Origin of the sequence: Corynebacterium sp. HMSC06C06, from assembly GCF_001807295.1 — a bacterium.
Lineage (GTDB): Bacteria > Actinomycetota > Actinomycetes > Mycobacteriales > Mycobacteriaceae > Corynebacterium > Corynebacterium striatum.
Window position 1 is genome coordinate 1 of the sequence record NZ_KV788510.1, and the last position, 13,411, is coordinate 13,411.

Below are 13,411 nucleotides of genomic sequence, written 5' to 3' on the forward strand. Positions count from 1 at the left end.
TAAATATGCGCACGAGGGGTGGTAAATATGCGCAAGCTGTTTTGAGACAAAAAGAAAGCGCCCCGGAGGGCGCTGGTTCGTCGGGATTGGGTCAGTCGAGTTCGGGACGGGGCGGTTTCTGCTGAACTGATGGAGCAGTCCTTGTGACCGTTACTCCGTCCGCGTTGGCTGTAATGCCAGCGTTGGGCCATGCGGTAGTGAGCTCAAGAATGGCTTTTTTGATCTCTTTGCGGAAGTTTTTTCGTGCGTCGCTGGAGTGTAGTTGCTTGGTGGCGAAGCTGGCGGCGATCATGTCCCAAGTGAAGGTGTAGGATTCGCGGTTGTTTTTAGCTAACCAGTATTGCTTTACGGTAAGCCAGATGTAAATGTCCATCGCTCGCGGTTTGTTAAGCTCGCGCAGCACATTGAGGTCGATGGGAATGGGGGATTCGGCAATGTGCTTGAAGAACTGGGGAGTGAGGACAAGTTCTGATTCCATGAAGCTTCCCTGGTTGGGGTCGCGTGGGTCGAACCAGAGGTTCCAGTCTTCGAGAATTTGGGTGTTGCGACCCCGTGCGTGAACCCCGTCGTCGCTTTGGACAGTGATTGCTGAACTAGCTAGGCGTAGGAGCTGGTCGCGGATTTTAGAGAGATTTCCATGCACGCCTCCGGTGCCGCGTCCGGTGACGCCGATTGCTTGAAGGAAGTGGCTCATGGAATGGCCTAGCGGAATGCGGCGGGCTTCTTCGTGGGTGATTTTTCCTTCTTTGAGGCGTCCGGCATTAGCTACGGCGCGGGTGATGATGTAGGCCATGATGAGGCGCGGGTACTTGCCGTATGGCAGGCCGTTGGGTGAGTAGACGCTGATGGTGCCTTCAGCAGTAGTTATTCTTCGTTCGTTGCTGTCTGGGTTGCGATAGGGGAAGAGTGCTTGGACGAAGAGTTTGGATGTGTAGCCGACGTCTTGGGCTTGGAGAAGTTCTTGTGCAGCGTCGTGTTCTTGCTGGCGGGCTAGTTCTTTGACTGCTTCGAGCTTGGCGCGGCGCTCATCTCGGGTCTGCATGGTGCCTTAGTCTCCTTTCGGATTATCGACACCGCCCGTGTTGTGCTTTGCTCACTGTCCGTATGGAAGTGGTAAAGTCTTAACCGACACGGTGGTGTCGATTTTTGGTTTGAACCCCCGCTAGAGCGCCAACTCTATGATGCGGGGGTTTCCTCATGTTTTGAGGAACGTGCGCGCCCTGGACTTGAACCGAGGGTGTGTGCCGCTCGCGCTGCGCGCCCCCACGAGTGTGGAGCGCGACTTTTATTTTCTCCGCTTATTAAATCACACCAATGGTATTAATTGCTGGATTTCTGCTGGAGAGTCTGCGCGTATTGCGCGTGCTGCGTTTATTGTACATGTTGCGCAATGAAGTGTGCTACAGCTCATTACCGTTATCGTCCTCTTGCTCTTCGTCTAGGTTTATTTCTTCGTCTGGGGTCTGGGCTGAGTTCTCTGTGTGGTCGTTGCTGTGGGGGTTGTTGGCTTCGCCTCCGAGGTCGAGTCCTTCGAGGAAATCCATGCTTGCCTGTGCTCCGGGGTGAAGCTCAGGGTCGGCAGGGGGATCCATTAGTGCGGTATCTCCTGCCGTGCGGGAGATAGGTTTGCTGTCTGGGTGGCAGACCATTCCCGTATCGCGCATGAACCCTGTGGGGTTGAGCTCTAGGGAGTAGCCGGGGCTGCGTCCTTTGCTGGCGAGTCGGCTGGCATATTCTTGGCGTCGGCGAACTTCTGCGTCGGAGGCGTCGAAGTCGGCCAGGCGTTGAGTGACCGTGTTGAGTTCTTTGCGTGCCGAGTCCAGCTGGTCTTGTTGGGGGAAGGACTCTGGGTCTCCGAGCTGGTCAATGTCGTCGATTGTTTGCTGATGGTTGCTGATGTCGGCGCGGGTTTGGTCGACGCGGTCGGGGGCTGAGCGCACCGTATTTTCTAGCTGGGTGAGCAGGCCGCTTTGTTTGTTCTTGATTTCTTCGGGAGTAATTCCCGAGTGCGCGTAGGTGGGGTCAATGACCCATTTTTCAATGGCGTCACGGCCTACTTGCCCGAAGTCGGATTTAACCTGAACGCTGCCATTAATCGCGTCGAAGCGTGCAGAAAACGAGATTCCAGCAATAGTACCTACTGGCTGGTAGTCGGTGCTGCGCGAGTCTTTGACCTCTTTGAGACGGTCAATAAGGGCGCTTGTGGCTTCTTCGCGGGAGTCTTGCTGGGCGTGGTTAATATTCCACGTGCGCTCCTTTGAATCGGTGCCTACCCATTGTTCTGCTTGGTCTACTAGCCCTTCGGTTCGGTCTAGACGTCGTTGGGCGCGGGCGAGGTCTTCTTGTGCTTTCCTGCGGGTGAGAACGTTAGATTCGGCGAGTGCTGTGTGCTCATCGGCGGCAGCTTCGAGCTTTTCTACCTGTTTGGTGAGCTCTGCTTTGCGCACGAAGTCAGGGTTTCCGGTAGCAATAGCCTTGTTTTGGGCCATGGCTTCTAGGTCGTTGTCTTCGAGCGGGGCAATGGAGCGCATGGAGCGGTCAGCATTCCAGAATTGGTTGGTAAACCGGCCTTTGCGCTCGATAGTGGCCCAAGAGTGCCCGTCGTAGGTGCCTCGTCCAACGTAGGTATAGCGGGCGACTTCGTCGTTCTGGTTGCCTTGGCGGAAGAAACGTCCGTCTTGCTGCTCTAGATCGGCAGGACGCCAGGGAACGTCTACGTGGTGGATAGCAACGCCGCGAGATTGGATATTTGCGCCGGTTCCTAGCTTGGCCGTATTGGCAATGAGAACATCGACTTTGCCGTTATTGCAGTCGTCAAAAAGCTGGGTGCGTTTATTGTCCCAGTCGTGGATAAAGCGAATGCGGTCTTTATCCATGCCGGCTTCGACAAGCTGGTCGCGGATTGCCTCATACATGGAGAATGACCCGTCAGGCTTGGGCACTCCTTTATCGCAGAAAATGAGCTGTAGACCACCGCGATTAGGCGAGATATTGCCCTGCTGGTTGGTGTACTCGTTGTCTTTATTGTCCTGCCATTCGCGCACGACGTTTTGGACAACGGCATGAACTCGACCGACGCCTTGGGCGGGCGGAAGGTTAGCCAATTCTGGCGAGAGCGTGGCGTTTTTGCCGTCGCTCATAATCTTTAGGGCATTGTCGATTTTGGGGTTGTCTGGCTGATTATCTTCGCGCCAGGAAAGATCTTGAATTAAGTCCTTGGTTTCTTGGTCTACGTCGAATTCCACGACGGTAGTCTCGCCGCCTTTAACGCTGGGTAGCTTGCGCGGAATATCGTCGCGGGTGATGGTGTCGGCCATGGGCGCGCACATTTGGGCCAGCTCTGCAAGGTTTTCATAGCTGGCAATGCGGGTTTGTGGCTTGATTTTATTGCCAGCGGTAAAGCCAATTTCGCTGCGCTTCGAGGTGAAATTTTGCGCCCAAGAATTCACGCCATGCATGCCTGCTTCGTGGAGAAGATCGGGCCGTAGGTAGTTGAGCATGGTGTAGATTTCGGCGATGGAATTGGCAATAGGCGTACCAGTGGCAAAGGTGGCAATAGGATGGTCATTGCCTTTTTCGCCGCGTAGGTAGCGCAGTTTTACGTCGAGGTCAGTAGCGCGGTCGGAGCCTTCTTCGGCGAGGTCGGCCAGCTTGGATACGCGCCGGAGGTTTTTATAGTTGTGTGCCTCGTCGACAATGATGTAGTCGCCGCGCGTTTGATCCCAAGGGATTGTGTCACCGCGAGAAATCTTGTCGATTTTTTGGTTCATGCTCTGCTCGAACTTGTCGCGCTTTTGCTCGATGCGGCGCGTGTTATCGCGGCGGGTTTGCTCGTCTACCTCGTTGTCTTGGATTTCCTGCAGGTCGCGCTCGAACTCATCTAAGACGCTGTCGCGGTAGTCGCGCAGGTAGTCTGCGGACATGCTCATCTCGCCGAACGAGCTCATCGAGACAATGACTAGCTCCCAGTCATTGGCTGCGGCTTGGGCAAGAAGCCGCTGGCGGTCGTCTTTGCGGCTGCTGCCGCTGCGGGTTTCTACCAGCATATTTGCGCCGGGGAACCACTGCTTTGCCTCGATTCCGACCTGCTCTACGAGGTGGTTAGGAACCACCATCCAGGGCTGCTTGGCAACGCCTAGGCGCTTTAGCTCCATAGCGCCCATGAGCATGCTGCCGGTTTTTCCGGCACCGACAACGTGGTTTAGCAGCACACCTGGTTCGTTGAGCATGCGCTCGACTGCGTTGAGCTGATACGGGTAGGGCTTGTAGCGGTCGCTAATGCCTGCAATCTCGCGGCGAGAACCGTCATAGCTGGGAGCGACAACGCCATTGAGAGTGCGGTTATAGACGTCAACTAAGCGCTCGTAGCGTTCTGGGTCTTGGGTGACCCAGCGGGAAAAGTGCTTTTCTAGTCCTTCTACCTTGGAACCGGCAAAGGCAGAAGCCTTGCGGTGGACGACTAGCGCATTTTCTCCGTAGCCTTTATCCAGCTTGGCGTATTTGGACATGTTGAGCTGCGGCGGGCGCATGTTCATGGTGTCTTCAATGAGCTTTGCTGCCGAGTAGACAGTGGCGTCGGCACCAGAGTGGGCGATACCAGCGTGGCTGAAATCCTTAAACTCTTCGTCATTGAAGTTGTATTGGCCATTTGCGTTAGCCGCGCGCACGCCCCATTTCAGATCGACTTCTTCTCGCGTGTGCCAATCCTTTGGAGTGCTGACAAACCATTCATCGGCGCGGTTGTTTACTGTGACTCGATTGTGCAGGCTGGCGGGAATATCCAAGGTGTCAATGATGAAATCGCGGTAGACATCATCGGGTATCCACGTAGCACCTAGACTCATCTTGATTCCGCTGGTGACCTTGTCCGGCAAGGCTTCTTCCAAGCCGGTGACATTGGGAAGAAAGCGCGGATCGTCTTGTGCGACCTGGCGGGCAGTTTCCAGCTTGGGGTAGATAGACCCAGAAAGGTACTTGGTTGCTGGAACCCACTCGTCAGGGCGGTGCGGGTGGCGAAAGGCCACCTTATTTTCGGCCAGCTCGCGCGCTAGAGCGTCTTCGTCGGTATTTCCCAAAAGCTCTGCAAAGGTGGCAGTAGTCATCGGCAGGTTATGGTTTTGGGCGATAACTACCGCGTCCTGGGCCGAATCGGCACTGGTGGGAGTGTCTATAGAGCGCAGTGGGTTAGTAGTAAACAGTGGGCCCTTGGTGGCCTGCTGGGTATCGTCATTGAAGTCTTCGAGTGCTAGAACAGCCGTGACATACGGGTCGCGGCGCAGTGCGCCAGAAAGGTGCAATTGCTTGCGCTGCTCGCGGGTGCTGGGCTGCTTGGCTTCGTCCCATAGCCGGGCGGTGACGTCATCGGGCAGTTCACCCTCGAAGGGGCGATCATCGACGGCGTTGTGCTTTCGCCATAAGTCAACCTTTTTCTCGAAGTCAGCCGAGATACGCTCCGGCGTCTTTTCCTTGGCGGCTTGGACAGTAAAGCGATTAAGCGGGCCGTAAGTGCTGGCGTAAGCGTCGTATTGGGTGTTAAGAACCTCGCGTAGTGCGGGAAGCTCGTCTTCTTGCCCCTCGCGGCAGGCTTCTAGGACTGCTTCCGTGGTATTGCGCAGGTCAACAATGGATTTCCATTCCTGCTGGTATTTCTTAGCGCATTTGACGTCTTCCCATGCGGACTCGCCGCTGCTGCCGATGGGATTAAGCTGCTGGAATTGCACGCTGCCGTCGTCATTGTCGATATAGCGCAATGCGCCCAAAGTGTCTTGGAGCTGTTCTCGGCGGGCCTCAATGAGGCCAGAGACGTCTAGTTGTTCGGCGTGGTTAATCGTTTCTGGGCTAGCGGTAAGCCCCTGGCCGTTGGCGACAGCAGTAGAAATATCGCGGCGTAAAATATCGCCCAGCTGGTCTGCCACGTTGTCCGTATTGTCGCTGCGTACCTCTAGGGTTGGCCCGAACTGGGAAGAGACTTCCCTCCACGTGCCGAGTACGTGGTCTGGATTATCTGCGAAGAACTTGTTTATCGAGCGGGTGGTCTCGCCCACCGTAATGGACTGTTTCCGGCAGAATTCCTCGGTGCGCGCACTAGGTTCCTGATTTTCGTCGCGGACACGGAAGACGAGAACGTCAGTGCCTACTTCGGTGCCAGCAAAATCGGCAAAAGCGCCGTTTGAGCCGCCGGGCAGGCGCACGCCAGTGATGAAATCGGCGCGGTCAGTAAGTGCTTGCTGCACGCTGGTAGACCCGCGCCCAGCCGAATCGGCAGAGTGCTGGGAGGTTAGAACAGCAACATAGCCGCCTGGGGCGGTCAAGTCGATGGACTTGGAAATGAAGTAGTTGTGCGTGGATAGGCCCGCGCGGTTGTGGTGCGGGTCGTAAGGTGCGGTCTGGGAGAAAGGAACATTGCCGATGGTGGCGACAAAGGAGTTATCGGCAATTGAGGTATCCGCGAAGTCTTCGCGGCGAATCTGCGACTCGGGGTAGCGAGCATTAGCGATAAGCGCGCTCATAGGGTCGCGCTCAATGCCTACAACGTCTGCACCTTCGGGTGCTGCGTCAATAAATCCACCTGCTCCTACGCCGGGTTCAAGCACTTTGCCTTCGGTATATCCTGCGGTGCGAAGGCTGTCCCAGATAGTAGAAGTAAGGCTTGGGGGAGTGTAGTAGGCGGTAAGAATTGTGCGCCTAGCTGCCGTGTATTCCTCGTCGCTTAGTAGCTCGCGAAGGCGCTGGCGGGCGGGGGCGTAGCGCTCGTTGTGTTCATCGAAGACCTGGGAGAAAGCGCCCCAAGAGCGGTATTGTTCCAGCGCTTGGCGCTGGCTATCGTCAAGACTGTCACCGTCGCGGTAGGCAATAGCCGCCTCAATTGCGGCGATATTTGTCCAAACCGGATCTAGTTGAGCGTCATTGCGTGATTGACCTTCGCCTCGAAGGCGGGAAGAAGCGTCGAGTCCTGCTCGGTCGGGTACTCCTTGTTCTGATGGTCGCTGACTTGCAGTAGTGCTGTTGCCACCAGCAGCCACTTCGAGCTCTTCTCCGGCCACAGGCTCGCTGCTAGTTCGTTGAGTGCGTCGTTGTCGGGAAGAAGGTTCCACTGCGTCATCCACAGATTCGGGGACGTAAGCACCTGCAGACTCGGCGGGTTCATCTCGTCGTGGAGAAGATTGTCCTCGATGATCTCCTGGGTAAGCGGGTCGAGCCACTCGCTGCTGACTTCCTCGCTCGCCTGCTGGTCGGCCAGGTTGAGAAGCTGGCCCCGCGTTAGTGCGTCGACTGTCTGCTTGCCCGTCTTCTGCTTCCACCGGTCGGTGAGTATCTGCAGATTCCTTGCGGAGGCCTGTTCCCACTGACTCATCATTGCCTCGTACGTCTCGGTCAGTGCTGGCTCGCTCAGTTCGCGTCCTGCGTCCTTGTAGGCTTGCTGAATTGTCGCCTTGTAAATCATTGGTGCTTTCTCCTAAGAGGTCGAAAAGGGAGATCTGATTGGGGTCTTCTTTCTTCTTCCTCGCCATGACCCCGCATTTTATGGGCCCAAAAACCTAGTGCGCTAGACCTTTTTGAATCAGACAGCGTTCTCCAAGGTATCTGGCAAGACATTCAGAAACGGACTGAACGATCAGGGCATTCATCGTTGTATGCTGACAGATAGCCATATGTTGCAGCTCTTCTTTGAGCCGTTCGTCGATACGGAAAGTGACTTTGGTATCCATAAAAGCCCTCCTAGTAGGGCTGAGTGTTACCTAGATAAAAATGGGTAGAAACAACCTCGATCAAGCCAGCTTTATGGCCCGAGGTAGAAACGAGAATAGACAAATAACGCAAAAGGCGCAATAGGCGCAGAATGCGCAGAGTGTGCTAAGCGTGTGATTGACGCTAACCGGAGTGGATGTAATATGACCGACATGACTGCAGGAGACACAGGGCAAGACGATGGGGAAGTGTGGCTGACCTCGGGTGAGGCTGCCGAGTTGCTCCCCAATGTCTCGCGACGTTCGGTGCAGGCCTGGGCCGCTTCAGGAAAAATTGACGGCGTCGTACGCCTGCCTAGTGGCCAGTACCGAATCCCCAAATCGTCCCTAATGGCATTGCTTAATGGGATACCCCCGCAGGAGCAGTAATTGCGTACTCTCTAGCGCTGTTATTGCAGGTAAAACACCCCAGAAATGCACTTTCTGGGGTGTTTTTCTATGTAAACCGCAGGCAATGTGACATATCAGCAAATAATACCAACGTTGAAAAATACCCCATTATGGGTGGATTTAACACGGCTATTCCTGTGAATTTAAAAAGGTTATTCCAAGGAATAGGCCGTCAAAATGCCTGATGTGCTGGGAAAGTAAACGCATGTTACAACCTTGGAGAAAGTTAAAGGCCAAAAATAGTACGGATTTCCTGTTGGAATAGCACGGGGGTTGGGACACAATGGGGTGCGACGCAATAAGCGCAGAACGCGCAAACGGCGCAGAACGAGAAGATAAAAACCACATTGTAGAGAGGGACCAATGGTCAAAATTCGCACCGCTATTTCCACCAGTGCCGCCACGCTGGTCGCGCTCAGCGCTGTAACCGGGGTGGGGGCTGCCTCCGCGCAGGCAGAAGAGGCATCTGAAGCCCAGCCGGGCACGGACACTAACGCCGATGAGGCTCCAGCTGATGAAGCAGGACAAGCCCAGCCGGGCACAGAGGCTTCCGAAAACGCAGGTAGCGACGAGAGTGGCAATGAAGAATCAGCACCTGCTGCTAATGAGGCCCAGCCAGGCACAGATGTGAACGCCGAACTTCCTAATCAAGGCAACATTCCTTCTCAGCCAGCAAACAATGCGCAGCCGGGAACGGAGACCCCTGCAGAGACCTCGCAGCAGGCTCAACCAGGCACAGAGACTGAAACTCCTGCACCGAAGCCGGTGGAATCTGACAACGGAGATAACACCAACAATTCCACCACCCCACAGTGGAGCGATGAAATCGTCTCCGAGCAGCCAGCAGTCCAGCCCGAGACCCCGAGCGAGCCGGTAGACAATACCCAGCAGCCCACCTATGAGCCTGCTGTGCACACCACTGACTCCCAAGAGTCCGAAGTGGAAACTGAGCCTGCCTACACCCCAGAGCCTGTTTCTGACGATGTAGAAAACGCCCCGCAGCATGAGGCTCCAGCTGAGGAAGTAGTCGCCAACACCAACCCACAGCCAGAGGAAGTAGAGACTGCCCAGCCTGCAGAACCTGTACAACCTGCCGTGGAAGAATCGGCACCTGCTGGTGAGGAAACTGCACAGCAGCCAGTGACAGCCCAGCCAGAGCAGCAGCCAACAGCGCCGGTAGAAACCAACGAGGTAGAAGGCGCTACGGCCACTGTGTCGGCTCCAGGAATCGCGGTGACGGCACAGGGGCAGGCCCAGCCGTTTGACGGTGACGTCACTATCTCTACAGCGGCGGGCGAGAGCACCATTGCCTTGCCGGCCAAGGAAGTCGCTTGGGTGCAGCAGGTCGGTCAAAACGCTGCTAAGACGCTGCCAGAATACGGGCAGGAAAACCTCAATAACCTGCACAATGCAGTAATTGACGAGGTAGAGAATCTGCCCACCGAGCAGCAAGCCGAGCTGGGGGCTGTTTCGGCGGACGTCACTATCGACCACAAGACTGTCTAACCTGCTTGCGGCCTAAGCCGAGAAATGAGGAATACCCATGGATGATTGGCTTGACGCACTCGATAATCACGACAAACAAAACTCCGCGAAACCTGACCTTCGTGCCCTTGATAGCACCAAGGAAGAGGAAGAAAGTCGCGTAGACGATACGCAGACTGAAAAGACGCCGGAGGAAACAGCACCGGTTGTAGAAGAAAAACCTAAGCCTAAAGCAAAAGCTAAGCCCGCAGCTAAAGAAGAACCTGCGGTTTCTCGCCCTGATTCTGTAGACAAGAGCGAGAAGAAGCCAGCTAAGGATAAGAAAAGTCGCGGCGTAGCCTTGCCTATCGCGCTTGGTGTAGGTGTGTTGGCCCTTGTAGGAGTTGGTGCTTTCACTTTCCTTTCCCAGATGGGTGATTCTTCTGAGGACACTGCCTCGCAAGAGCACTCACAGCAGTCCTCGCCGGTAGCAGAAGAGGCTGACCAACAAGGCCCACAACCAGTGTCTGATACCTCCTCTGAGATTGCGGAAGTCGGAACCCGCTGTAGCGGGAACAATGATGTGGACGTGTCGGCCGAAGACTCCCCGCGCGCAGCAATCGCGAAGTTTGAAAAGGCTTATTTTGACGCTGACGCCAACGGTGTCAAGGCGTCGTTGACCAAGGACAGCGATATGCAAAAGCAGGAGTGGATGAAGATTCTGCCCAAGGCTGCTCCTAAAGGCACGACCTGGTGTCTGACTATGCAGCCGTCCGAGGGGGATACGACCTCTGTAGAGCTAGAGGTCAAGAAGCCCAAGGAAGAAAAGCCCACCTTGTATAAGCAAAAAGTAACCGCAAAGGAGGCCAACGGCTCGTGGGCTGTGGACTCCATTGGACGAGAGGACTAAAACGGTGACTCCGCTGAAACACGCTTTTTCTTACGCTGCCACCGCGTCCATAGTGGCCATGTTCGGCCTGTCAGTGCCTACGGCAGTAGCTCAGGAGACTGAGAACAAAGATGTCTCCGATGATAAATGTGCTGACATACAGCTTGTGCTTGTCAATGGCACTTTCGATACCTCCGCGCAGGAGGACTCTACTCATGATCATGGTTTCGGCTCGAAAATCGCTGGCCCCGCCATGCGAGAAGCCAACCCAAGCACTCCTAAAGACTTGTCGGGCGGAATTAGCCTAGAAGACGCCGAAGACTCGTCAGATTCTTCGACAAAGGCAACTGCTGAGGCGGTTACTAAGGACAATGCCCAGCTGATTGCCGCAGACTCTAAGGATCTGTGGGGAGATAGCGATAAAACCACAGGCGATAAGTCTGGCGATTCCAACGACTTGTGGGGAGATTCCGACAAGTCTAAGGACAATTCGTCAGACTCTAATGACTTGTGGGGCGGCGGAGACTCCCAAGAGCCTGCAGAAGATAAAAGCGACAATTCGGACTTGTGGGGAAATTCCGACAAGTCTAGCGACAAGTCGTCGGATTCTAACGACCAGTGGGGAAGTGGAGACAAGGACTCTACCACTGGCTCCGAGGACGAAAATTCGTCTGACTCCCTGTGGGAGGACGCTCCAGAAAACAACACAGACGAGTGGCAGACTGAGGAAAAGGACGCAGTAGAAAAGGACGGCACGCGCATTGCACGTACGTACGTGACGTACCCTGCTGCAGCAGGCGGTGCATTCGTTCCGGGGTTGAAACCGTCTGCGCCAGTCGCCTACACCGAGTCGATGGAAAAAGGTGCGGAAAACACCGCCAAGGTGCTCAACGAGGTAGCTGCCAAGTGCCCTAACACTAAGGTCTTTCTTGCCGGTCATTCTCAAGGTGCGCAGGTAGCGTCTACTGTCGCACGCGAAATTGGCTCCGGCGAGTCGGACTTTCCAGCCGATAAAGTAGCAGGCGTTGCCCTCTTTTCTGACCCCACCCGCGATAAGGGAGTACAGGTCATGCAGGGCGGAGAGTCCACCCCAGCAGCAGTACCTGGCACTGACGGTGGACACACCAAGCAGGTAGGTGAGTTCAACTCCCCAGAGCAAGACAAACTTGATGGTGCAGGCATGGGCTTGGACAAGACTGGCGGGAAGGACTTCGGTGAACTCGCCGATCGCACCGCCTCGTGGTGCTCGGAAGGTGATCTAGTCTGCGACTTGCCTATCTCCGGTCGACTTTCTGACCTAGTAGTTGGCACCGCAGAACGCCTCGACCTGCATGACCCAGAAGAATCCCTCAAAGCTGTAAGCGATACTCTTGGCCCGGCTGTTCAGCTAGGCGGTCTTGATGATGTGAAAGACGATGGAATCGACTTCGGAGACGGCGGCTTCAAAGTTGAATCTGTCAGCGATAACGAAGTGCCCGGTCTAGCCGCTTCGCCCTCGACGGACAATAGTTCTTCTAGCGTAAGTGAAACCACGAGCGTTGCCCCGTCTACTTCGGCACAGGCCGAGACCTCTTCGCAGACGTCGACGCCTGCGTCTACGGCGGAAGAAACAGAGTCGTCGACAAGCGCTAGCGCTAGTGAGACTGCTTCTGCTGGACAATCAGGAAATGCAGACCTTATCTCGACGATCTCCCGCGATGGAGCACGCAGTAAGTCCATGGAAGAGGCTCGCGGTCCTGTAGGCGGCGAACTAATCGGCGATCTGGGCAAATCCGCTGTTGCTGCGGTAAGCAAGCTCGGCGGTATGGCACTGGGCAAGGGAATCACCATTGCCAAAAAGGCCATTACTGTCGAGAACCTGGCACAGGTGGCTTCAGCTGGAATCACCAATCCCAAGGCAGGGCTTGCGGTAGCAGCGTCCAAGCTGGCTGAAGCTGCACTAGAAGTGCTAACCCCAGAAACGGTTACCGGCATGGCCGATGAGGTCTTTAAGGAAATTGATGTGCTGGGCATTACCGGTGACGGGCTTGCCGAAACAGCCGTGCAAGCCGCAGGACACGGAAGCGCTCATAATTCCTACGGTTCTAGGCCAGCAACCGCAGACGGGCGTAGTGCTATCGATGCCACCGTGGATTGGGCTGTTGCTTCTAGCCGCGATGTAGCAGGAGACGAAGTACGTCCAGACGCTGTGCAGGACGCAGGGCTTGATAACTCCACCTACAGCGCAGACGAAGCCAAGGAAGCTCTCGACCAAGTCACCAACTTCAAAAAGGAGCTGATGGGCTAATGACCTCCCAAGACACGGCAGTAGCACAGCCGAAACCACTCAAGCGTGTGGCCCTTACCGGGCTAGGCAACGAACTGGCAGATACCCGGCTTGCTCCCGAAGGCGAGATGGATCCGCTTATCTGGCTCGTTGCTGCCCACGGCGGTGCAGGAGCAACGTACCTAGCGCACGCGCTCGCCCCATTCGGCGATGCCGGCCAGCAGTGGCCAGTCCACGACAAATACCCGTGGTGCGTCATTGTCGCGCGCACCACCCGTGCAGGACTAGAGGCAGCACACGACCTGGCATTACAGGATCAGTCCAATAAGACCGGAGGGTGCCGCGTCTTGGGAATCATCTTGGTTGCTGACGCTCCCGGAAAGCTACCACGCAGCCTAGAACAACGAATCACTGTGCTGGAAAAGACTGTCCCGACTATCTGGCGCGTGGACTACTTCGACGATTGGCGCGAGTCAACCGTCAGTGACCTGCCCCAGTGGTCGCCACTTGACGATGAACCCGAGGAGGAAGAACCCACCAAGTTCTGGCAAAAGAAAAAACCGTCCCCCAACCTCGTTCACAAATCGGTGCGAGACATCGGTGAAGACCTCGTAGACCGCGCCCGCGAAGCCAACAAACACCTCTAATGGAAAG

9 protein-coding genes are annotated in these 13,411 nt (G+C 55.6%); 5 read left to right on the forward strand and 4 right to left on the reverse strand.

The features are described 5' to 3' along the window. Positions 1–91: 91 nt before the first annotated feature. The 4 genes from HMPREF3153_RS09850 to HMPREF3153_RS12770 form a co-directional block, all read right to left on the reverse strand. Positions 92–1,042: a replication protein RepA gene (locus HMPREF3153_RS09850; RefSeq protein ID WP_070420721.1), complete on the reverse strand. Its 951-nt coding sequence runs from the start codon at positions 1,040–1,042 to the stop codon at positions 92–94. 358 nt (positions 1,043–1,400) lie between these two features. Continuing rightward, positions 1,401–6,509, reverse strand: coding sequence for a DEAD/DEAH box helicase family protein (locus HMPREF3153_RS13240; RefSeq protein ID WP_371440910.1), 5,109 nt, complete (start codon positions 6,507–6,509; stop codon positions 1,401–1,403). A 383-nt stretch (positions 6,510–6,892) separates the two neighbouring features. Further along, positions 6,893–7,444 carry a hypothetical protein gene (locus tag HMPREF3153_RS13060; RefSeq protein ID WP_070420723.1) on the reverse strand — a complete coding sequence of 184 codons (552 nt, stop codon included), beginning with the start codon at positions 7,442–7,444 and terminating at the stop codon, positions 6,893–6,895. Positions 7,445–7,538: 94 nt separating this feature from the next. After that, positions 7,539–7,709: a hypothetical protein gene (locus HMPREF3153_RS12770; RefSeq protein ID WP_168161726.1), complete on the reverse strand. Its 171-nt coding sequence runs from the start codon at positions 7,707–7,709 to the stop codon at positions 7,539–7,541. A gap of 192 nt (positions 7,710–7,901) precedes the next feature. Here HMPREF3153_RS12770 and HMPREF3153_RS09865 point away from each other — a divergent pair, with 192 nt between their 5' ends. The 5 genes from HMPREF3153_RS09865 (at position 7,902) to HMPREF3153_RS09885 (ending at position 13,404) form a co-directional block, all read left to right on the forward strand. Beyond that, on the forward strand, positions 7,902–8,117 hold the full coding sequence (locus HMPREF3153_RS09865; protein WP_168161727.1) for a helix-turn-helix domain-containing protein: 216 nt from the start codon (positions 7,902–7,904) through the stop codon (positions 8,115–8,117). A gap of 384 nt (positions 8,118–8,501) precedes the next feature. After that, positions 8,502–9,644: a hypothetical protein gene (locus HMPREF3153_RS09870; protein ID WP_070420725.1), complete on the forward strand. Its 1,143-nt coding sequence runs from the start codon at positions 8,502–8,504 to the stop codon at positions 9,642–9,644. Positions 9,645–9,681: 37 nt separating this feature from the next. Then, on the forward strand, positions 9,682–10,512 hold the full coding sequence (locus tag HMPREF3153_RS09875) for a DUF8176 domain-containing protein (RefSeq protein WP_070420726.1): 831 nt from the start codon (positions 9,682–9,684) through the stop codon (positions 10,510–10,512). A 4-nt stretch (positions 10,513–10,516) separates the two neighbouring features. After that, positions 10,517–12,778 carry a cutinase family protein gene (locus HMPREF3153_RS09880; RefSeq protein ID WP_070420727.1) on the forward strand — a complete coding sequence of 754 codons (2,262 nt, stop codon included), beginning with the start codon at positions 10,517–10,519 and terminating at the stop codon, positions 12,776–12,778. After that, positions 12,778–13,404: a DUF6668 family protein gene (locus HMPREF3153_RS09885; RefSeq protein WP_070420728.1), complete on the forward strand. Its 627-nt coding sequence runs from the start codon at positions 12,778–12,780 to the stop codon at positions 13,402–13,404. Before HMPREF3153_RS09880 ends, HMPREF3153_RS09885 begins: the two co-directional genes overlap by 1 nt. Positions 13,405–13,411 lie beyond the last annotated feature (7 nt).